This is a genomic window from Leptotrichia sp. oral taxon 417, assembly GCF_013394865.1.
Lineage (GTDB): Bacteria > Fusobacteriota > Fusobacteriia > Fusobacteriales > Leptotrichiaceae > Leptotrichia > Leptotrichia wadei_A.
In genome coordinates, this window is sequence record NZ_JABXYV010000001.1 from 1,083,128 (window position 1) to 1,106,024 (window position 22,897).

Sequence of the window (22,897 nt, forward strand, 5' to 3'; positions counted from 1 at the left end):
CTCACACTAAATTATTTCAAGCATCCCAAATCCACTTCCAGTCACACTTCCAAGTCCTGCACTATAAATATAATCTAAAAGATAACTTTTCCCTTCAAATTTTATTGTTCCTACTGAAGCATCAATAAGTATTCCCTTAAATTCTTTTTCTGAACTTTCCTTCTGAGCAGCACTTCTTTTGTCATAATGCTTAACAACTACTTTTTTAGTTTTACTCGCATCTATCACTAAATCTTCAATATCTTTTTCTACATATTCCCCCATTATTTCTTTCAATCTCAAATAAAGATTTCTTTTTATAATCACAGGAAATTCCTTATCAGTACCCACATAATACTTATCTTTCCCAGTTTCTCTATTATGATCCCTACAAACCACTGGTGACAATGTTTTCACATTCAACACATTATTTTTTACAAATTTTCTTTGAACAACTGAAATATTAGTAATTCTAACTTTAGTTTCATCTGATATTTTAAATTCTTTAAATCTAATACTAGAAAAAGCATTATAAATATTTAAGCTATCTACATTATCAAAAATAGAAAAATTAATTATAAATCTTTTATCATTCTCATTTAAAAATAAAATTCGTTCTTTCTCAAACTTAATCGCATGAAAATAAACAGCCCAAGTATAATTTTTTTGCTTCGTTGAGTCAAAAAGTTCTTCAAAAATCTCCCTATCATATTCTTTCAACCCAACTTTCAACATATGCAAAATTTTAACCCTAAAATTAACTGGAAATGTGTTTCCTTCAATTAATTCAACATTAATTCTAAATCTCATATTTCATTCACCCTTTTTTATTAATTTACAACTATCTAAAAAAATATATCACTGCAATCAAAATGACAATCCAAGTTAAAATCCCATAAAACTTTTCTTTTCTAGTTGCTTCCTTCCAACCAATTCTAAATTTAAATTTTATTTTTGTATTTCCAAATCTCATTTTTAGAATTCCTTTTTTGTATTAATATTAGTATAACCCACACTTTAAATTTGTCAATATCAGTTATTTATTTTTTAAATGAATAATGATAGATGTCAAACATTTGTTACAAAAATATATTAAAAAAAATGTTTCTATTAAATCTGAAATTGATTTAGCGAGTGCATTTGCTAATCACAGCTTTACAATATATTATGTTTGTTTTTGTAAATTGCAATAAATACAACACTTCCATTAATCGCTTATGTATTATGTGTAAATTACGCAAGCGATTTTTAACAATCTGTGAGATATTTTGCACAATTATTCTTAAAACCCAATGGAGCAAAATAAAAGAAATAAAAATCAAAAATTTATATAAAAAAATATTGAAAATTTAAGAGAAATTAAAATCTCAGAACTTAAAGAATTGAAAATTCAAGATCTTAGAGTTCTAAAAATTAAAATTGAAATTGATAATAAAGAAAAAGATTTTTGGTCTGCCCTTTATTTTTCAATTTTTTAAATTTAAAACTGTTATTTTTAATATTCTGAACTTTCTTGATACATTACATCTGCAATGTATGTATCAGCTTCATTATAAACTCTTCCATACTCGTCAACTCTCTCAATTCAATATCTTTATCCCAAGCATCCTCACACGCTTTTTTATCTTCATTCTGACTCATATTCTTTCATATTCCAATAATTTAATTTTTTCATCATTTTTATTTCCTCTAAATTTTATTTTTTAAATATGTATATCAGCAGTACGATAATTAAAATTACAATCAAAGCTGATATTTTTTCTTTTAAGGTCGTTTTTCTGATTTCAAAACTTATTTTTGATTTCCCGATTTTTATTTCTTTTTTCATATTTTTATGTTATAATGGTTGTGGGTGGAGGGTGACTATCCCTCAAACCTGTTTTCTATTTGGAAAACTTTATTATAATGCTGAAAATAAACAAGTTGATTGTAATTGTTACTTCTTTTATTTCCAGCATTTTTTTATTTTTCTTTGCCATTACAACCTTTTCAACTCCTTTCTTGATATAAGTATACTATACTTTAATATTAAAAGTCAGGACTTTTCATTTAGAGCCTGTTTACTTGAACGAAAGGCATTTACAATACAAAATGTTCCTATTAAATCAATTTCACTAGGAAAATCTTTTAAAATCTTTTTTAGATTTACAATACAAAATGTTCCTATTAAATATACTTTTAATATTGGTACTGTAAATAGCTCTATCGTATTTACAATACAAAATGTTCCTATTAAATTAATATTTTACTGCAAAATTAAAAACACATTTCGCTATTTACAATACAAAATGTTCCTATTAAATGATTCTGTCTTTCAGCTTGCTTTCCATATTTCTGAAATTTACAATACAAAATGTTCCTATTAAATGCACTAATTCCAGTCATCAAATCCTTTTGAGTAGTCATTTACAATACAAAATGTTCCTATTAAATATTGGGGAATATTGACTTGGAAAATGGAATAATAACATTTACAATACAAAATGTTCCTATTAAATGCACTAATTCCAGTCATCAAATCCTTTTGAGTAGTCATTTACAATACAAAATGTTTCTATTAAATAAAGCCTCACCGAAAAATCCAAAAACCGGACTTAAATTTACAATACAAAATGTTTCTATTAAATTAAATATAAAGTGCAGACAGCTAGTTATATTTCAAAATTTACAATACAAAATGTTTCTATTAAATCAACTTTTGTATAATTTTTTTGTAAATAAAAGATAAATTTACAATACAAAATGTTTCTATTAAATATTTATAAAACTATTAAAGAAAATAAAGAAAAATTAATTTACAATACAAAATGTTTCTATTAAATGTTGAAGGTTCTGCCATTTTAAACAAATTTTTAAAATTTACAATACAAAATGTTTCTATTAAATTTTATTAAAATACCGTGATGAGCCATCAAAAGAAATATTTACAATACAAAATGTTTCTATTAAATAAGTATATAAATTAAAAATTGAATTATAAAAAAGATATTTACAATACAAAATGTTTCTATTAAATATTGTAACAATTACAAATAAGTCATCCCTATAAGTAATTTACAATACAAAATGTTTCTATTAAATTCTGGAAGTATCCAACCTAATGTCTTTTTAATTTCATTTACAATACAAAATGTTTCTATTAAATTGATGGGTCTGGAATAATGTAGTATGCACTCATAGAGATTTACAATACAAAATGTTTCTATTAAATGAAGAAAACGGTAACGAAATTAAAAAGACATTAGGTATTTACAATACAAAATGTTTCTATTAAATCTAACTTTCTTTTCAGTTTTTTTAGTCTGTTTTTTATTTACAATACAAAATGTTTCTATTAAATGAATCAGTTTAGTTTTTAATTCTCTAATGCAAACTAATTTACAATACAAAATGTTTCTATTAAATAAAAATGGCTCAACGAATGGCTTATGGAGTGTATATATTTACAATACAAAATGTTTCTATTAAATTATATCCAAAATAGGTATAAAATAGATAAGGAAGTGGATTTACAATACAAAATGTTTCTATTAAATAAGCCTTTCCAGAATTAGGTACAAAACTGTTTACTATTTACAATACAAAATGTTTCTATTAAATTTAACTCTCCCCGAATAAGGGAGAGTCTTTTTTTTTATTTACAATACAAAATGTTTCTATTAAATACATGCTAAGAAAAACTTTAACACAAATGAAAGAATATTTACAATACAAAATGTTTCTATTAAATCAATGTATTTGGTAAAAAAAGTGCAGAAGCATTAAAATTTACAATACAAAATGTTTCTATTAAATTAAAGTATTTCAATCTTATAACAGTATGATTATAAAAATTTACAATACAAAATGTTTCTATTAAATAACTGATATAGCATTTTGCTGTTCGTGTAGTCTTATATTTACAATACAAAATGTTTCTATTAAATTGACTAAATCCCTTATGGATGTGCATACTAAATTTAATTTACAATACAAAATGTTTCTATTAAATAAAACTATTTTGATAATTTAAATATTAGACTTGAGTATTTACAATACAAAATGTTTCTATTAAATAACAATTAAAAAAATTGAAAACAGAATTCCAGCAGGATTTACAATACAAAATGTTTCTATTAAATCTTATCTTCCTCAAACTACCAATATAGTATACCACTTTTCCTCATTTTTGTCGATACCAATATTTTTATATATTTTTATAAAGAATTTCTTTTTATATTTTTATAAAACAATCAAAAAATCCAATAAAAATCGATATTACCGAAAATCTGTCGATGTATTAGCTTTTTAGTGTTATTACAGGTCGACAGATTTTGTTTAAAAGAAATTTGAAGTTTTATCATCTTCGATCCCCCAAAATTCTTTTTCTAACCATTTTTCTTGACGAGATTTAAAAATTATTAGGGAGTCCTTATCTTTGCGAATAAATTTTCCTAGTTCTATATTTAATTTTTTTAATAATACTGGTGTTATTTCGCCTTCAAATACTGATTTTTGAACATTTGTTAAATATTTTTTACAAGTTTTAAATATATTTCTGGAAATTCTGGCTCCATTTTCATCAGAAAGAATATCATAAACTAAAATTATATACATATTACCACCATATTTTGAATCCTTCATATTTTTTATCTTCTAATAAATGTTTTACTAATTTGTATGCTTCCAACCTCATTAAATGACGATAAGAAACTTTTCGATTCAAATCTCTGTGTTTTATCGTTGTTTCTAATCTTTCGTTAAAAGTTTTCAAAATTAATTTTTGAGCATTTTTTTTCATGTAGAAATAGTTTGAATCTTTTACAAAATCTTTTTCTGTTATCATTTTTTTATTCAATAATGAAAAAATAATTCTATCTGCTAGAAGTGGTTTAAACACTTCGGAAATATCAAGTGATAAAGAAAATCTCCTTTCACCAACGCTATGTAAATAACTTATTGTTGGATTCAGTTGGCTCACATAAATTTCTGACAAACAAGCTGTATAAACCAATGTATTCAAAAAAGAAATCATTGTATTAATCATATTATCAGGCGGTCTTTTTACTCTTTTTTCAAAATTTATTTCTTGATTCACAATAGTATTCCATGCAGTATAGTAAATACGGCGAATACTTCCTTCTATTCCCATTAATTCTTCAACATTTTCTGTTCGAAAAATCCCTTTTCTAAGTGCTTTAATATCTGTTATTTCTGATTCCAATTCTTTTCCACGCTCTTGATAATATCTCAAATTTCGCAAAATGTTTGTACTTGCTGCATCAATTATTAATTGTGCCAATTCAATTCTTTTTTTATTATCCGTATAATTTTCAACTTGTTTTACAAAAAGTTTTCCAGAAACATTTGATTCTTTTGGATAAAATGTTCCTGTATAAAAGCCATAGTAATTAAAAATATGAACTGGAATCTTATTTTGCGCCAAATAATTTAGAGCTTTTGTATTCAATGAAATTTCTCCAAATAGATAAATATCACGAGTAACTTCAATTTTTATATCTTTAAATCTTCCATCCGCTGCAGTAATTCTAATAACATTATCTTTTCGTTTTAATTCTCCATTTGAAAAAATGAAATAACTTTCTGACATTATGAATCCTCCTTTCCACTAATATTTATAATTTGATTTTTTTGGTGACTTATAATTTTAAGTAATTTTTATATAGCCAAATACTAAAAATATTGTTAATAATATTGCAATAACTTATAATCTTAAGCAATTTATATATGTCTTTAAACAATTTTAAAAATATTTTTAAATAAATTTTATTTTTAAAGAATTATCAAATATAGCAAAACTCATAATAGGAACATTGTTTACACATTTTTTCATTAATTACAGGAGGAATTTTTTCATCTAAACAAATTTTTTCAATATCTTTTAAAATATCCTTTAATATTTTTTCATCTTCTGATGTCAAAAACACCTCTTTACGCTCTTTAACCACAGGATAATCAATGATTCCTTTTTCAATATCAATTCCTCTCTGCTTTAAAAAATAAATATAATACTTTACTTGCCAAATAGCTGCTTCTTCAATAGATTTACTTTTTTTAACCTCATGAATAACTTTCCAATGCCTAATAAAATCGATATTTACAGTTTCTTCTATCATTATTTGTTTCGTTTCCAAGTTATAACTATTTTCATCAATCAATTTCCCCATTTGAACATTTTCATTGTCTTCTTCAAGATTAATATTTCGTGAGTTATACCACAACTTTCGTTTGCAAACAAAATAATAGTTTATCATTAATCCTGTTATTTTCATTTTGTATCACCTTCGTTTACTAATCTTTTATATTATTTATTAAAAGTATACCGTTATTTTTTCTATTGTCAATATTGTTGCTGAGATATGTGGGGGTAGAGCTCTGTATGATCTAGGTTATTTTTTCTATTGTCAATATTGTTGTAGTTTTCTCTTATATTTATTATAATTTTTTTTAATTTTTCAAATATTTTCAAGATCTTTTTCAATTATTTTTTTATAATACACAAACCATCCAGTTTCCCATCTTTTTTGTACACATAATCTAACTAAATCTTCTTCATCCTGAATATTATTTTTTGTAATAATGTCATGAGTTTCTTTATTTATAATAAGTCCGTTATCTTCTTCTAGCTGTAAATCTGGATAAATAGCAACACTTCGGATATGTGAAAATTCTGCAGTCTTTAAATTTAATGGTTTTCGAGTTAATTCATCAACTGTTATATTGTATTTTTTTATTCTTCGTTTTTTCAATTTTTTTCTTTGATCTTCAATATTTTCATAATATCTTGCTCTTAATACTTCAGCTTTATTTGAATCTCTAATAAAACAATACAACTTCTCAGAATATCTAATATAATCCCTTTTTCTAAATGTCGGAGTAGCATTAAAAACAACGGATATAAGATTGACAAAATCAGTTCCTGATATATAATCTGAAACAGGAAGACCTATCAAAGCAAGATAATAATTTACCAATTCTTTTTTTATACGTGCTAATTTAGGTAAATATTGATATTTAATCCAAACTATTCCTCTCTTATCAAGAAAAGCACCTCTAATCCAAGCATTTTCAATAGAATTAACCCATGTTTTATTCAATTCTCCATAATTAATTTCTCTTATAATATATTCTAATTCATCAAGTTTTATTAAACTTTTACTAATTTCATATTTCATTTTCTAGTCATCCCTTTGTATAAATTTTCTAACGATTGCATTGCTTCTGCTGCTTTAGGGTGTCTACAAATATCAGGATGTATTTTTTTTACAATTTGTTTATACCATTTGTTAGCTTTTTTTTCATTAGTATAAAGATCATAAGACACCTCTAAAAAATCCATCTGTAATTTCCCATTCAATTCTACAAGATAAAAAATATATTTTGAAATTTCATCTTTAAAATACATATCCTCCTGTACCTTTGGTAAAATATATTTTTCATACAAAATTTTCCAAGAACGTGCAGTTACTTTTTTTTTATTTAAAATCTTCGCAACATTCTCTTTAGCTTCTTTAAATATTTTAAATTCTTTTTTCAAATCTTCAACAGAACTTATATTATAAATATCTTTCATACTGCTCTCCTCATCCAACTTCTTTTCAAAATTTTATTTATTCAATAAGATACTGATACTTTCCATCAAAAACTTATTATTTCTCACCTCTTTTCTAGCATCTTTTCTAAAATCTTATTTTTCAACAACAATTTTTATTTTATTTAAGTGAAACATACTCTTTAAAACTCATATTTCTATATTTTAATTATACCATATAAAAAACATATTTTAAAATTAAAAGATATTTAATAAATATTCAAAACTTATTATTTCAAGACTAGGTAACACCATTATTATTAAAAAATTAAATATAAAGTCAGGAAAATTTATCTTCAAAAACAAGATTTTTTAATAATTTTTAAATTAGGCCAAGAAAAATAACTAAAAAAAGAATTTTAGGAAATCGAAGATAATAAAACTTCAAACTTCTTTTAAACAAAATCTGTCGACCTGTAATAACACTAAAAAGTTGGAACACCGACAGATTTCTTGTAATATCGATTTTTATTGGTTTTTTTGATTGCTTTATAAAAAGATAAAAAGAAATTCTTGATAAAAATATATATAAATATTGGTATCGACAAAAATGAGGAAAAATGGTATACTATATAGGTAGTTTGAGGAAGATAAGATTTAATAGGAACATTTTGTATTGTAAATCCAAATATTGCGTTCATATTTGGACTAAGATTTTATAATTTAATAGGAACATTTTGTATTGTAAATAACATTTGATGTAAGATGTAGAAATGGTGCTTATGATTTAATAGGAACATTTTGTATTGTAAATTTATATTTTGTTAGCACTAACATTTATTGATTGCTATTTAATAGGAACATTTTGTATTGTAAATGCAGTTAATAAGAGTGGGTATCAAATAATTTTGAACGATTTAATAGGAACATTTTGTATTGTAAATGTCTTATCATACATTGCAACCATTTTATTTTTTAAGATTTAATAGGAACATTTTGTATTGTAAATCTCTATTCTTCTATTTTTTTAAATTCATCTGATGCAATTTAATAGGAACATTTTGTATTGTAAATTAAATATGGCACGGTTGCAATGCCCTAACTTAATCATTTAATAGGAACATTTTGTATTGTAAATATTTATTGTATCTAAAATAAACATACCATTTTCATCATTTAATAGGAACATTTTGTATTGTAAATTCATCTCAGATAAGCTAGTATCTGTTTCATTTATGTATTTAATAGGAACATTTTGTATTGTAAATTGTAATATCTACGTTAGAATACATTCCGAAAGAAAAATTTAATAGGAACATTTTGTATTGTAAATTCATCTCAGATAAGCTAGTATCTGTTTCATTTATGTATTTAATAGGAACATTTTGTATTGTAAATTTTGCTCTGCCATGTCAGCAATTTCAATTATATCTTGATTTAATAGGAACATTTTGTATTGTAAATCTCTTAATTTATTTGCAATTTTAATTGAATATTTTAGATTTAATAGGAACATTTTGTATTGTAAATTTTTTAGTTACTTCCAAACTTTCCTTGATTGATTGATTTAATAGGAACATTTTGTATTGTAAATAATCTTCAGATTCTTCTTCGATGTAGAAATCTTCTAATTTAATAGGAACATTTTGTATTGTAAATACAGTTACAACAGCAGAGGAATTTAAAAAAAATCCGAATTTAATAGGAACATTTTGTATTGTAAATGCATTTGTAGTTAAGAAAGCTACTACATTTAACTTCATTTAATAGGAACATTTTGTATTGTAAATGTACCATTTAAAGTACACGTAATAGAAGCAGACCACATTTAATAGGAACATTTTGTATTGTAAATTATATAAACAATAAAATACAAACAACTGTTATTCCTATTTAATAGGAACATTTTGTATTGTAAATCCATATAGCTTTGAGCCTTGCTGAGTTTGCTGTATTATTTAATAGGAACATTTTGTATTGTAAATTCGTAAAGTTCTGTAACATTTATTTTTTTGTATTGTCATTTAATAGAAACATTTTGTATTGTAAATCGAGATAAGATAAATAGAGGTATTTTAGAATTTGATATCTAATAGAAACATTTTGTATTATAAATTTAAAATAAAGAAAACAAAAAAACTCCATTCATTTCATAGTGGAGTTTTCTATTAATTTTAATTTCTAAATTTGAATATTTAATTTTCTTAAAATTCAAGTCTATTTAATAAATTCCAAAAATTCTTTTACTTGTTTTTTCAAGGCTTCTTTATGCTCATCAGTTAAGTTCAATATTCCTGTTTCCCATGCTTCTGCTGGTGCGATTAAACCTGTTCCAGTTCCTTCCATTGGATTCATACGGATATATGAAAATAATGTTGAAAGATTTTGTCTTACAAATTTTCCTTCAGTTGAACCTGCGATACTACTTACAGTTACTGGTTTTCCTGCTATTACTGTTGGTGTTTCCCTATCAAAAGCCACTAATGGACGAGATAGCCAATCCAATAAATTTTTTAATACAGCTGGGTAAGAACCGTTATATTCTGGCGAAACTACCCACACAGCATCTACTTTTCCAACTTGTTCACGAACATCTTTAATTGATTGAGGTGCTGGAAATTCTGTATCTTGCTCCAATAATGGCACATCTCTATAATTTAAGAATTCCACATTCACATCTTTTTTCAATTCCTCCGCAATATAATCTGCAACTGTTTGATTAAATGAATTTTTTCTAAATGATCCTACGATTAATAATACTGTTTTTTTTGACATTTTATTTTCCTCCAATTTTTATTTTTTTTATACTCTTTTTATAACGAACTACTTTCACTTTTCCATTAAGTTATTAATTCTAAATATCTTTAAATTTTTTCAAAATTCTAATTAACTCTCGCCTTTCCTCATCTGAAAGAATCCCGTAAGTTTCCTCTATTTCCTTACGATGCTCTGGTAAAAGATTCTCAAATAATTTTTTCCCTTCATCTGTCAGCCCTACCAAAAATGCACGTTTATCTTTCGGACAAGATTTTCGGTATAACCAGCCTTTTTGCTCCATATTTTTCACAACAACCGTCATATTCCCCGAAGTAGAAAGCACCTTTTCAATCAATTCACAAATACGCATCTCACCTTTAGTATAAAGTACATCTAAAACGCTAAACTGCGAACTTGTAATACCTTTTTCCCGAAAATCCTTTCCAATTTTACCATCAATTTTTTTCACAGCCCTCTGCAATACAATCTGCAAATGGATATCTGAATTCCTTTCCCAGTCAGTATTCATAGTTTTCTCCTCCTAATTTATCACTAATTAGTAACAATTTATTTTATAACTAATTAGTGATATTGTCAAGTGAATTTTATTTTTATTTTAAAATATTTTATCTATAAATTATTATATTCAATATTATAAGCGAAAATTCATTTAAACCTTGAATTTTTTCCCATTTTACTATACAATATTCTGAAGTATTCAAAACTAATTTTTTAAATTTTATTTCAAAATAAACAGAAAGGAAAAATATGAAACAATATGTTGTAGATGCCTTTACAGATACTGTTTTCAAAGGGAATCCTGCTGCTGTGTGTATTATGGATTCTTGGATAGATGACGACTTAATGCTTTCGATTACGAGAGAAAATAATTTGTCAGAGACGGCTTTTGCTGTAAAGGAAAATAAAAAATATAGATTGCGTTGGTTCACGCCTGGCGGAGAAATCGACCTTTGTGGACATGCTACTTTGGCGACAGCTTTTGTGATAACTAATTTTTATGAAAAAAATATTGATAAAATCGTATTTGACACATTGAGTGGCGATTTAACTGTTCATAAAAAAGGAGAATTATTTGAATTGAATTTTCCTTCTTACGACTTAAAATCTGTTGAAATTACGAAAGAAATAATTGATGCGATTGAAGTTAAACCGCTAGAAGTCTTTATTGACAGGGATTTAGTTAATGAAAATTTGAATACAGATTTAGCAAATATTTTTAAAGCTATTGAAGCAAGTGCTGTTGGATTTGAGTCGGAAGATGATATTAAAGGATTATTTGAAGATGTCGATACTACGAGTAATCGTTTAGGTGGAACGGTTGCTGAAAAAAATATAAGATTAGCAGATATTTTAACAGGAATTTCTGAAATTAATTTTGGGAGTTTTCGGCATAATGATATAGATGCTTTTGGAGATGCGTATGAATATCTGATTTCAAATTATGCCAGCAATGCTGGTAAGTCAGGAGGAGAATTTTTTACTCCACAAACTGTTTCAAAACTTTTAGCACGGCTTGTGATGGAAGGAAAAGAAAACATAAATAAAGTTTATGATCCGACATGTGGAAGTGGTTCGTTGCTACTACAAATGAAAAAGCAGTTTGAGGAACATATTATTGATGAGGGATTTTTTGGGCAGGAAATAAACATGACTAACTTTAACCTGGCTCGTATGAATATGTTTTTACACAATGTAAACTACAATAATTTTTCAATAAAACGTGGAGATACTTTACTTAATCCGTTGCATAATGATGAAAAGCCTTTTGATGCGATTGTTTCAAATCCGCCGTATTCGATTAAATGGATAGGAGACGGAGATCCGACACTTATTAATGATGAACGATTTGCACCAGCAGGAAAACTTGCACCAAAATCTTATGCAGATTATGCGTTTATAATGCATTCATTAAGTTATTTGTCAAGCAAAGGAAGAGCAGCAATAGTATGTTTTCCAGGTATTTTTTATAGAAAAGGCGCAGAAAAAATTATTCGTAAATATTTAATAGACAACAATTTTGTAGATTGTGTAATACAGCTTCCAGAAAACCTGTTTTTTGGAACATCAATAGCGACTTGTGTTTTAGTAATGGCAAAGAATAAGACAGAAAATAAAACGTTATTTATTGATGCAAGTAAGGAATTTAAAAAAGAAACGAATAATAATATTTTGCAACCTGAAAATATTGAAAAAATAGTAAGTGAATTTAGAGAAAAAACTGATGTAGAATATTTTGCAAGATTGGTTGATAATAGTGAAATAGCTGAGAATGACTATAATTTGTCAGTTTCAACTTATGTGGAAAAGGAAGATACTCGTGAAAAAATAGATATTGATGTGTTGAATAAGGAAATTGAAGAAACAGTAAAAAGAATAGATGAATTAAGAGCTTCTATAAATGAGATAGTGAAGGAGCTTGAAAGTGAATAAGTAAGTAATATTAAATATTATGGGTGGGAATTTGTAAAATGTGGTAAAAGACTCTTCTGTTGACTACCACTCGACAAAGTAAAATTGAGGGAAAAGGACTAAAAGAGGGAGAGAAATAATGAAATTTATGGAAAAACTTTTAGTGGGGGAAAAGGTTGAGTGGAAGAAACTGGGGGATTTAATAGAAAAATATTCTGAAAAAGCACAACATAACAAAGATATAAAAAAAGTCTACACTATTAGTAAAGATTATGGAATAATTCCTTCTTTAGAATACTGGGAAAATAAAGAACAGAAAAATGAGTATCAAATATATAGTGAAGATACGGGAAATTATAATGTTATTAGAGAAAATATGTTTGCATATAACCCGGCAAGGTTAAATATAGGTTCGATAGATTGCTTGTTTGATAAAGAACCTGGTCTGTTAAGTCCTATGTATGTAATTTTTAAAATTGATGAGAAAAAAATAATGCCAAATTATTTGTTGCTTTACTTAAAATCTTCTAAGATTTTACAAAAAATTGATTCTATAAAAGAACCAGGTGCTAGATTTCGATTTGATTTTGAAAGATGGAATAAAATCGAAATACCTTTACCTTCATAAAAAAAACAAGAAGAGGTCATAAAAAAACTTAGTAGTTTTACAAAATATATTACAGAATTACAGGCAGAATTACAGGCAAGAAATAAGCAGTATAACTATTATAGAGATATGTTATTAAGTGAAGATTACTTGAATAAAATTTCTGAAAAATTTACAGAAAATCAATTTATAGAATGGAAAATATTAGGAGAACTTTTTGAATTTAAAAATGGTTTAAATAAAGGAAAGGATTTTTTTGGAAAAGGAACACCAATTATAAATTATATGGATGTCTATAAAAGGAATAAAATTTATTCAAATGATTTGATAGGTTCAGTAGAAACAACAGAAGATGAACAAAAAAGATATAGTATAAAAAGAGGAGACGTTTTTTTTACTAGAACTTCTGAAACAAAAGAAGAAATAGGAAAAACATCAGTTTTATTAGATGATGTTGAAAAGGGAGTTTTTAGTGGATTTGTATTAAGAGCAAGACCAATTACAGAATTATTATTACCAGAATATTGTGCTTATTGTTTTGAAACATATGAATTTAGAAAAAATGTTATCAGATATAGCACGTATACAACTAGAGCATTAACAAATGGGACAACACTTTCAAATTTAAAAATACCAGTCCCTTCAATAGAAATCCAAAATAAAATTGTAAAAATTTTAGATAGGTTTCAGGAACTTCTTTCTGATACAAAAGGATTATTGCCTTTGGAAATAGAACAAAGAAGAAAACAATACGAATATTATCGAGAAAAACTCTTGACATTTGATAAAGAAGAAGGATATGCTCTAAGCACAGCACAGCACAGCACAGCACAGCACAGCACAGCACAGCACAGCACAGCACAGCACAGCACAGCACAGCGACAAATAACGAGTAAATTTTTTGAATTGCTAAAAGAAGCAGCAAAGGTTGTGAGCATTGATATAAATGATAAAGTTGAATGGAAAACATTGAGTGAAGTAGCAAAATATTCAAAAGATAGAATATCATTTGAATATTTAAATGAAAAAAACTACGTTGGAGTAGAAAATTTATTAAAAAATAGATTAGGTAAAATAGATTCAAATAATGTTCCAACAGAAGGAAATTCAGTAAAATTTAATATGGGAGATATTTTAATTGGAAATATAAGACCATATTTGCGTAAAATATGGCTTGCTGATATTGAGGGGGGAACGAATGGAGATGTTTTAGTAATTAGCATAGATAAGAAACATAAAAATAAAATATTATCTAGATATCTTTATCAAATTTTATCGGATGAAAAGTTTTTTGATTATAACATCAAGTATTCAAAAGGAGCTAAAATGCCACGTGGAGATAAAGAAAAAATAATGGAATATAAAATCCCGCTACCTCCACTGCCAGTACAAGAATATATTGTATCAATTCTGAATAAATTTGACGCTTTAGTCAATGATTTATCACAGGGCTTACCAAGAGAAATAGAGCTAAGACAAAAACAGTATGAATATTACAGGGAAAAATTATTGGATTTTGAAAAATAGACATTTAAAAGGGGGAAGATAAAGGAAGTGAGTTTAAATGTCGGAAAAAAGTGCGATTTATGAAAGATCAACAATTGCTGAGATGACGAATGGAATTATTTTAGCTAATTATGAAGAAATACTTCAAGTTCAAGATACATATCAAAGTGAAAAAGAACTTGAAGATGGGATGATAAGGGATTTAGAAAGTCAAGGTTATGAAAGATTTTATGGGAAGACATCGGAGGAACTTTATAAAAATTTGAAGATTCAAATTGAAAGATTAAATAAAGTTGCTTTTACAGATAAAGAATGGGAAAGATTTTTAGTGGAATATCTTGATTGTCCAAATGACGGAATGATTGAGAAAACTAGAAAGATTCAGGAAAATTATATCTATGATTTTATTTTTGATGACGGACATTTGAAAAATATAAAAATTATTGATAAAAAAAATATACATAATAACATTTTACAGGTTTGTAATCAAATTAAGCAAAAAGGTAAGCATAAAAATCGTTATGATGTAACGATATTAGTTAATGGATTGCCGCTTGTTCATATAGAATTGAAAAAACGTGGAGTAAGTCTTCATGAGGCATTTAGTCAGATTGATAGATACGGCAAGGAAAGCTTCAATGCTGAAAATTCACTTTATAAATTTGTTCAGATTTTTGTAATTTCAAATGGAACTTATACTCGTTATTTTGCAAATACTACGGCACAGAATAAAAATCATTATGAATTTACATGTGAGTGGGCAGATGCGAAAAATAAAGTTATTAGAGATCTTAAAGATTTTACAGCAACATTTTTTGAAAAGCGAACTATTTTAGAAGTTTTGACAAAATATTGTGTTTTTGACTCAAATAATACACTACTTATAATGAGACCTTATCAGATTGCAGCGACAGAACGTATTTTGTGGAAAATAGAATCCAGTTTTCAAAACAGAAAATCAGGAAAAATTGGAGCAGGAGGATTTATCTGGCATACAACAGGTTCAGGTAAGACTTTGACTTCCTTTAAGACTGCAAAACTTGCTACAGAGCTTGATTATATAGACAAAGTGTTTTTTGTAGTTGACAGAAAAGATTTGGATTATCAGACAATGAAGGAATATCAGAAATTTCAGCCTGATAGTGTAAATGGTAGTAAAGATACAAAAGAACTTAAACGAAGTATTGAAAAACAGGATAACAAAATAGTTGTTACAACAATCCAAAAATTAAATGAATTTGTCAAAAAAAATCCAAGCCATGAAATTTACGATAAACATTGTGTCATAATTTACGATGAATGTCATCGTTCACAATTTGGAGATGCACAAAAAAATATTAGGAAATCTTTTAAAAATTATTATCAGTTTGGATTTACAGGAACACCAATTTTTCCTGAAAATGCTCTTGGAAGTGATACAACAGCTGGAATTTTTGGAGCTCAATTACATAGTTATGTTATAACAGATGCTATTCGTGATAAAAAAGTTTTAAAATTTAAAGTGGATTATAATGATATTAGGGCAAAATTTAAAGCGGCTGAAACAGAAACAGATGATAAAAAGCTTAAGGAACTTGAAAAAAGAATGTTGTTGCATCCTGAGAGAATTTCTAAAATAGTAGAATATATTTTAAAAGTATATAATACAAAAACTCATAGAAATGAATATTATAATATAAAACAGAAACGGCTAAACGGATTTAATGCTATATTTGCTGTTCAAAGTGTAGAAGCGGCAAAACTTTATTATGAAGAATTTCAAAAACAGCAAGAAAATTTGCCTGAAGAAAAAAGACTGAAAGTAGCGACAATTTATAGTTTTGCTGCGAATGAAGAGCGGAATGCGATAGGAGATATTCCTGATGAAAATTTTGAGCCAAGTGCAATGGAATCGACAGCGAAAGAATTTTTGGATAAAGTGATATCTGATTACAACGATTATTTTAAAACAAATTTTTCAACAAATGGAAGTGAATTTCAGAATTATTATAAAGATTTGTCTAAAAAGGTTAAGGATAAAAAAATTGATATTTTAATTGTTGTGGGAATGTTTTTGACAGGTTTCGATGCACCAACATTAAATACTTTGTTTGTTGATAAAAATTTGAGATACCATGGATTAATTCAAGCATTTTCAAGAACAAACCGTATTCTGAATAAAGTCAAAACTTTTGGAAATATTGTATGTTTTAGAGATTTGGAAAAGGCTACAAAAAATGCTATTAAAACTTTTGGAGATGAAAATAGTGTAAATGTAATTCTTGAAAAAAGTTATAACGACTATATAAAGGGATTTAAAGATGAGGAAACAGGAAAATCAGTAAAAGGATATATAGATTTGTGTAATGAAATAGTTAAAAAATTTCCAAAGCCTGTTGAAATTGAAAAAAATCAAGATAAAAAGGAATTTGCAGAATTATTTGGAGAATTGCTTAAAACAGAAAATATACTTAAGAATTTCGATGAATTTGAAAATTTTGAGAAAATTATATCTGATAGACAAATGCAGGATATGAAGAGTGTTTATGTGGATATTTGTGAAGAAATAAGAAATGCTGGAAAAGATGATCAAAATAATAGTAACGAACAAGGAATTGATTTTTCTGATATTGAATTTCAAATTGATTTGCTGAAAACGGATGAAATTAATTTAGATTATATTTTAGAGTTAATTTTAGAAAAGACAAAAGAACATGATAATATTGAAACATTGAAATCTGAAATAAGAAGAATTATACGTACAAGTTTAGGAACTAGAGCTAAAGAGAATTTAGTTATAAATTTTATTAACAAAACAGATTTAAAAAAATTGAAAAATAATGGAGAAATTCTTGACGCTTTTTATAAATATGCAAAAGAAGAAAAGAAGGAAAAAATTGATGAATTAGTTAAAGATGAGAATTTAAAAGAAGATTCTAGAAGATTTATTGAAAAATCTATAAATAAAGGTTTTGTTGATTATGCTGGCTCTGAATTAGATAGTATTCTTCCGCCGACTTCACGAAGAAAAGGGGCAAGAGAGGTAAAAAAACAATCTGTATTAGAGAAAATACGGAAAATGGTAGAAATTTTTATAGGGATTTAAAATAACAAATTCATTGATTATATTAGATATTTATTATTTAAGTTATGATAAATTTAGGGAGAAAATTGCATCAATAGATTGGTGCAATTTATGTTATAAAAAAATTTTTAATTCTTTATTTTTCTCTAATATATTGTATCTCAAAAATTCTCTAATATATTGTATCTCAAAAATTGTTGTTGTCAAGATAAAAAGAATGTTGTATTTAATATTACAATTTATGAGGGATAACTTTATAGTATACATTTTAGTTATAGTGAACTTGCAAAATTGATATTAGACTTCAGAGGAAAAAATTGATAAAATAAGTTCAAGAAAATTAAAAGTACAACTGTAATTAAAAAATGACATATAAAAATTAGGAGGAAATATTATGAAATACGTAACTTTAAACAATGGAGTAAAAATGCCTATATTGGGATTTGGAGTATTTCAAATTGATGATATGAAAGAATGTGAGGAAGCAGTCTATAATGCGTTAAAAGCAGGATATAGATTAATTGATACAGCTGCGTCCTACAGAAATGAAGAAGCTGTGGGAAGAGCTATAAAAAGAAGTGGTATACCTAGAGAAGAAATTTTTGTTACAACAAAATTATGGGCAAGTGATGTAAATTATGAAAAGGCAAAATTAGCATTTGAAACATCTTTAAAAAAATTGGATTTGGAATATATTGATTTATATCTGATACATCAGCCATTTAATGATGTATATGGAGCTTGGAGAGCGATGACAGAGCTGTATAAGGAAGGGAAAATAAAGGCAATTGGTGTAAGTAATTTCTATCCTGACAGACTGGTTGATTTTATTATGAATAATGAAGTAGTGCCAGCTGTAAATCAGGTGGAAACACATCCTTTCAATCAGCAGGTTAAAGCAAATGAAATAATGAAGGAATATGGGGTTCAAATAGAATCATGGGGACCTTTTGCAGAAGGAAAAAATGGAATATTTGCAAATGAAATTTTGTCTGAAATTGGTAAAAAATACAATAAATCTGTGGCTCAGGTAATTTTAAGATGGCTAATTCAAAGAGATGTAGTTGTAATACCAAAATCAGTCAGAAAAGAAAGAATTGAAGAAAATTTTAATGTATTTGATTTTGAATTGAACAGTGAGGATATGGAGAAAATATCTGAACTTGATAAAAAGGAAAGTCTATTCTTAAATCATGATGATGTGGAAATAGTAAAATGGCTTAATGGAAGGAAATAATAAAAATAAGAGGGAGATTTCTTCCCTCTTATTTTTTAAGAATCTTTACTAAAACTATCAAATATTTTTTTTATTTCATTTTTTATATTTTTCTTACAAATACAGTAAAATGTCATTTTTGCTTCTTTATCAATAATCGGAATTGAAATATTATTTTTAAAATTATCTTCACGTTCAAGTGTGAAATTTGAACGGAAATGTAGTAAATTTTGCATTTCAGCTAATTCCTGATAAATAATCCTGTCACTTTGGATAAGGAAGTTCATATTAGGCATTTTTTCTAAAACTACATCCTTCCATATTCCTATTGGATTGAATAAGAGCATTCTGTCATCTGTAATATCTGAAAAATGTATTTCCTTCTTTTTAGCCAGTGGATGCTGCAAAGGAACTGATAAAAATAGTTGTTCAGTTTTGTATTTTATGCAGAAAAATTCAGAATTATCAATAGGTTCAGAAAGTATAATCATCTGATAAATGTCATTTTTAAGTTTTTCAAATAACTGAAGATTATTTTCTATTTTATGAAGAATATATTTTTCAGGATAAAATCTTCCAAATAATGAAATCATATCCCACAATGGAGCTGGAGCACATGAACCAATTGAAAAATTATTTAGAACCTGATTATTTTTATTAACTTTTTCTTCCATTTCATCTACAAGATTTAATATTTTTTCTGCGTACTGGATAACAGTTTTCCATTTTGATTTAATTCCATCTTATTTTTTTTCCTGTCAAAAAGTTCAACCCCTAAAGTTTTTTCCAGCTTTTGTATCGAACGGGAAAGGGCAGGCTGTGAAATATATAATTCTTCAGCAGCTTTTGATAATGTTCCATATGTTGCAAATGCAATAAGCTGTTTAAGTTGTTCCAATTCTATCATATTAATCACCTTATATAATTTTTATTTCTAGTATGCATTTTAATTATAGCACATTTTCTAAACGGTATTGTACTTCTATCTTAAATTTTAGTATTATTACTATATAAAGATAAGGAAATAAAAATAAGAAAATGAAGAAGATTATATATGAAAAACTAAAAATTTAAATTCCTTACTGATTTATGATATAATTGTATTATTATAAAATCATGGAATGGAGTTTAACTATGAATAAAGAAAGATTGGCAGCTTTTATGGATGCCATACTTGCAATTATTATGACAATTCTTATATTAGAACTGAAGAAACCTGAAGCGGCAACTATAAAAGCCCTTTGGAATCTGAGAGTAGATTTTTTTGCATATACGCTTTCATTTTTCTGGCTTGGAACAATGTGGGTAAATCTGCATAATGAATGGCATAAAATAAAATATATTACACCGTCAATTGTCTGGGTAAATGTAGTAATACTTTTCTTTTCTTCATTTTTTCCATATGTAACTTCTTTTGTCACTTCATATTATAACAGTAGTGTAGCACAAGGATTTTATGGGATAATAGTTCTAGCTGTTACATTCTGCAATATAATTTCGTTGTATCTGATAGAAAAGGTGAATAAACATGATAAAGAATTGCAGGAATCATTAAAAATAATGATAAGATGGATAAAAGTTGATATAAGTATAAAAATAATTGGGTTAATAATATCGTGTATATTTTATCCGCCAGCAATGATGATAAGTGTTTATATTACTTTATTTGGAATTGCATTTCCGGAACAGTGTAAGGCAATAAAAAGAAGAAGGGATTAATAGGAGTAGTAAATCTAATACTGATCATGAAAATGTAAAGCATTGGCATGGAGCAACGAAAGACAGCTGGTTTTCACATATTGTCATTACAGCTGGAGATGCAGAGTGGTTTGAAGAAGTTTCAGATGAAGAATATGAAAAACTGAAAATTGAATTTTCTACTGATTTATGATACAATTGTACTATTATTATAAAATCATGGAATGGAGTTTAACTATGAATAAAGAAAGATTGGCAGCTTTTATGGATGCCGTACTTGCAATTATTATGACAATTCTCATATTAGAGCTAAAAAAGCCTGAAACAGCAACTTTAAAAGCCCTTTGGAATTTAAGAGTAAATTTTTTTGCATATACGCTTTCATTTTTCTGGCTTGGAACAATGTGGGTAAATCTGCATAATGAATGGCATAAAATAAAATACATTACACCGGCAGTTGTCTGGGCAAACGTAGTTTTACTGTTTTTTTCTTCGTTTTTTCCTTATGTGACTTCTTTTGTCACTTCATATTACAACAGTAGTGTAGCACAAGGATTTTATGGGATAATAGTTCTGGCTGTTACATTTTGTAATATAATTTCTGGGCATTTGATAGGAAAAGCAAATAGAAACGATGAGAAATCACAGGAATCATTAAAAATAAGGATGAGATGGTTAAGTATTGATATAATTATAAAAATTATGGGATTAATAATATCGTGCACCTTTTATCCGCCTGCAATGATGATAAGTGTTTATATTACTTTACTTGGAATTGTACTTCCCGCACAATATAAAGCGGCAAAAAGAAGAAAATAAACAATAGTATTCTTCTTCTTGACTTCACTTTGAAACAAGGATATACTTTATTGAGTAGAAATTAACAAAATGAAGCTGGAATAGATATTATGAGAAAATTACGTAAAGAATGAGGAATGACCTATCCTGAAGAAGAATAGAAAAGGAGATATTTTGTTATGAGAAAAATAACGAATTTTGTATTGTTTATGGTATGTTTTTTTCATTCAATACTGCTGTGTATGCTGTAGCTAAGGTAAATCCTGTAATACAGGAAATAAGAAATGAAAATGATTCACAGATGAGAGAAGAAGATGAAGAGATTAGGAGATTTAAATTGAATTTTTTAGGAAATAGATTATAAGTTTAAAATAAAAGTGATATTAGCTTAAAATTTGTAATATCACTTTATAGGGTGTGTACAAAATTTTGGGTACAGTATACTTATTTTTTCTTATATTTATTTCCATATTCGTTCATTAAATCAAAAATGGGTTTTAGTTCACTACCTTTCTTTGTAAGAGAATATTCTACTTTTGGTGGAACAACTGGATATACTTTTCTTGTAACTATTCCATCACTTTCAAGTTGTCTTAAATTTTCAGTTAAAACTTTTGCACTGATTCCGACTATAGATTTTGTTAATTCATTATATCTTTTTGTACCAGTTAATAAATCCCTCAATATTAGTATTTTCCATTTATTAGCTATTAATGAAGCAGTATATTCAACTGGACATTCTGTATATATTTTTCTCATAAAATCACCTCTTGTATTCATTATATCATCATATGATACTTTAAGTAAGTACAAAAAAAGAGCTGTCTCAAAATTTTAAAATTTTAAATAATTCAAAAATACAGCTCCCACATTATTTTTAAATTTTCTTTTTGAGACAAACCCTATTAATATATAATACCATCATTTTCAGTATATGAAGTTAATGAATTTTCCTTTACTTGAACACATACATAGCTGATACCTTCATCATCTGCGGCTGCAAATTGTCTTTTACCATTAGGGGATATTTTAATTACATTTCCTTTTTTTATTTTAACAACTTCACCATCAATTGTCAGAGTACCTTTACCCTCTGTAATTATATATATTTCCTCATTTTCTTTATGCGAATGAACAAATGGTACACTTACACCTGCAGGTAAACTGTTAAAACTTACTTCCGCTCCTGTTAATCCTAATGTTTGATGGAACTCTGTTCTTGCTCCATCCGCAATTCCTATTGAATAATTTTTCATATATGATTCCTCCTTTTCTTTTATGTGTTTATTTTATAACATAATGAAACAAATA

The 22,897-nt window shown here is 26.6% G+C and carries 21 protein-coding genes and 2 CRISPR repeat arrays; of the genes, 8 read left to right on the plus strand and 13 right to left on the minus strand.

What is annotated here, in order from left to right:
- Positions 1 to 6: 6 nt before the first annotated feature.
- The 9 genes from cas6 to HW276_RS05180 form a co-directional block, all read right to left on the minus strand.
- Complete coding sequence (gene cas6, locus HW276_RS05145) at positions 7 to 789, minus strand: CRISPR-associated endoribonuclease Cas6 (protein WP_178937669.1); 783 nt, start codon at positions 787 to 789, stop codon at positions 7 to 9.
- 31 nt (positions 790 to 820) lie between these two features.
- The gene (locus tag HW276_RS11755) at positions 821 to 952 is read right to left on the minus strand and encodes a hypothetical protein (protein ID WP_255460334.1); all 132 of its coding nucleotides are present in this window, start codon (positions 950 to 952) and stop codon (positions 821 to 823) included.
- Positions 953 to 2,056: 1,104 nt separating this feature from the next.
- A CRISPR array of direct repeats spans positions 2,057 to 4,100; the repeat unit is 29 nt; unit sequence ATTTACAATACAAAATGTTTCTATTAAAT.
- Positions 4,101 to 4,296: 196 nt separating this feature from the next.
- Positions 4,297 to 4,575, minus strand: a complete 279-nt coding sequence (gene cas2 / locus HW276_RS05150) for a CRISPR-associated endonuclease Cas2 (protein WP_178937670.1) — start codon at positions 4,573 to 4,575, stop codon at positions 4,297 to 4,299.
- Position 4,576: 1 nt separating this feature from the next.
- Positions 4,577 to 5,569: a type I-B CRISPR-associated endonuclease Cas1b gene (gene cas1b / locus HW276_RS05155; protein ID WP_178937671.1), complete on the minus strand. Its 993-nt coding sequence runs from the start codon at positions 5,567 to 5,569 to the stop codon at positions 4,577 to 4,579.
- A gap of 193 nt (positions 5,570 to 5,762) precedes the next feature.
- Positions 5,763 to 6,251: a CRISPR-associated protein Cas4 gene (cas4, locus tag HW276_RS05160; RefSeq protein ID WP_178937672.1), complete on the minus strand. Its 489-nt coding sequence runs from the start codon at positions 6,249 to 6,251 to the stop codon at positions 5,763 to 5,765.
- Between the two features lie 183 nt (positions 6,252 to 6,434).
- The gene (locus HW276_RS05165) at positions 6,435 to 7,154 is read right to left on the minus strand and encodes a hypothetical protein (protein ID WP_178937673.1); all 720 of its coding nucleotides are present in this window, start codon (positions 7,152 to 7,154) and stop codon (positions 6,435 to 6,437) included.
- Positions 7,151 to 7,552 carry a methyltransferase gene (locus tag HW276_RS11760; RefSeq protein ID WP_255460338.1) on the minus strand — a complete coding sequence of 134 codons (402 nt, stop codon included), beginning with the start codon at positions 7,550 to 7,552 and terminating at the stop codon, positions 7,151 to 7,153. The genes HW276_RS05165 and HW276_RS11760 overlap by 4 nt, the downstream gene beginning before the upstream one ends.
- 613 nt (positions 7,553 to 8,165) lie before the next feature.
- A CRISPR array of direct repeats spans positions 8,166 to 9,626; the repeat unit is 29 nt; unit sequence ATTTAATAGGAACATTTTGTATTGTAAAT.
- A 101-nt stretch (positions 9,627 to 9,727) separates the two neighbouring features.
- Complete coding sequence (locus HW276_RS05175; protein WP_178937674.1) at positions 9,728 to 10,285, minus strand: NADPH-dependent FMN reductase; 558 nt, start codon at positions 10,283 to 10,285, stop codon at positions 9,728 to 9,730.
- A 79-nt stretch (positions 10,286 to 10,364) separates the two neighbouring features.
- On the minus strand, positions 10,365 to 10,796 hold the full coding sequence (locus tag HW276_RS05180) for a MarR family winged helix-turn-helix transcriptional regulator (protein WP_178937675.1): 432 nt from the start codon (positions 10,794 to 10,796) through the stop codon (positions 10,365 to 10,367).
- Between the two features lie 239 nt (positions 10,797 to 11,035).
- On the opposite strand from HW276_RS05180, the gene HW276_RS05185 reads away from it, so the two are divergent.
- The 5 genes from HW276_RS05185 to HW276_RS05205 all read left to right on the plus strand — a co-directional run bounded on the left by HW276_RS05185 (position 11,036) and on the right by HW276_RS05205 (position 19,111).
- Complete coding sequence (locus HW276_RS05185; protein WP_178937676.1) at positions 11,036 to 12,718, plus strand: type I restriction-modification system subunit M; 1,683 nt, start codon at positions 11,036 to 11,038, stop codon at positions 12,716 to 12,718.
- 118 nt (positions 12,719 to 12,836) lie between these two features.
- Positions 12,837 to 13,325 (plus strand): hypothetical protein, encoded by a 489-nt coding sequence (locus HW276_RS05190; protein WP_178937677.1) that lies wholly within the window; start codon positions 12,837 to 12,839, stop codon positions 13,323 to 13,325.
- Positions 13,326 to 13,433: 108 nt separating this feature from the next.
- Positions 13,434 to 14,831 (plus strand): restriction endonuclease subunit S, encoded by a 1,398-nt coding sequence (locus HW276_RS05195; RefSeq protein ID WP_178937678.1) that lies wholly within the window; start codon positions 13,434 to 13,436, stop codon positions 14,829 to 14,831.
- Between the two features lie 37 nt (positions 14,832 to 14,868).
- On the plus strand, positions 14,869 to 17,895 hold the full coding sequence (locus HW276_RS05200; RefSeq protein WP_178937679.1) for a type I restriction endonuclease subunit R: 3,027 nt from the start codon (positions 14,869 to 14,871) through the stop codon (positions 17,893 to 17,895).
- A gap of 373 nt (positions 17,896 to 18,268) precedes the next feature.
- Complete coding sequence (locus HW276_RS05205; protein ID WP_178937680.1) at positions 18,269 to 19,111, plus strand: aldo/keto reductase; 843 nt, start codon at positions 18,269 to 18,271, stop codon at positions 19,109 to 19,111.
- Between the two features lie 35 nt (positions 19,112 to 19,146).
- On the opposite strand, the gene HW276_RS05210 is transcribed toward HW276_RS05205, so the two are convergent.
- Together HW276_RS05210 and HW276_RS11765 are read right to left on the minus strand one after the other, a co-directional pair.
- A complete protein-coding gene (locus HW276_RS05210; protein WP_255460339.1) occupies positions 19,147 to 19,764 on the minus strand; it encodes a LysR substrate-binding domain-containing protein in 618 nt (205 codons plus the stop codon).
- 14 nt (positions 19,765 to 19,778) lie between these two features.
- On the minus strand, positions 19,779 to 19,997 hold the full coding sequence (locus HW276_RS11765; RefSeq protein ID WP_255460340.1) for a LysR family transcriptional regulator: 219 nt from the start codon (positions 19,995 to 19,997) through the stop codon (positions 19,779 to 19,781).
- A gap of 227 nt (positions 19,998 to 20,224) precedes the next feature.
- Between HW276_RS11765 and HW276_RS05215 the strand changes: the two genes are divergently transcribed.
- The 3 genes from HW276_RS05215 to HW276_RS05225 all read left to right on the plus strand — a co-directional run bounded on the left by HW276_RS05215 (position 20,225) and on the right by HW276_RS05225 (position 21,950).
- Complete coding sequence (locus HW276_RS05215; RefSeq protein ID WP_178937681.1) at positions 20,225 to 20,809, plus strand: TMEM175 family protein; 585 nt, start codon at positions 20,225 to 20,227, stop codon at positions 20,807 to 20,809.
- 216 nt (positions 20,810 to 21,025) lie between these two features.
- Positions 21,026 to 21,607, plus strand: a complete 582-nt coding sequence (locus tag HW276_RS05220) for a TMEM175 family protein (protein ID WP_178937682.1) — start codon at positions 21,026 to 21,028, stop codon at positions 21,605 to 21,607.
- A gap of 193 nt (positions 21,608 to 21,800) precedes the next feature.
- Positions 21,801 to 21,950 (plus strand): hypothetical protein, encoded by a 150-nt coding sequence (locus tag HW276_RS05225; RefSeq protein ID WP_178937683.1) that lies wholly within the window; start codon positions 21,801 to 21,803, stop codon positions 21,948 to 21,950.
- Between the two features lie 80 nt (positions 21,951 to 22,030).
- Here the strand turns inward: HW276_RS05225 and HW276_RS05230 are convergent, their stop codons facing one another.
- Entirely contained in the window at positions 22,031 to 22,345 is a 315-nt protein-coding gene (locus HW276_RS05230; protein ID WP_178937684.1) for a helix-turn-helix domain-containing protein, read from the minus strand.
- A 146-nt stretch (positions 22,346 to 22,491) separates the two neighbouring features.
- Entirely contained in the window at positions 22,492 to 22,842 is a 351-nt protein-coding gene (locus HW276_RS05235) for a cupin domain-containing protein (protein ID WP_094080280.1), read from the minus strand.
- Positions 22,843 to 22,897: the final 55 nt, after the last annotated feature.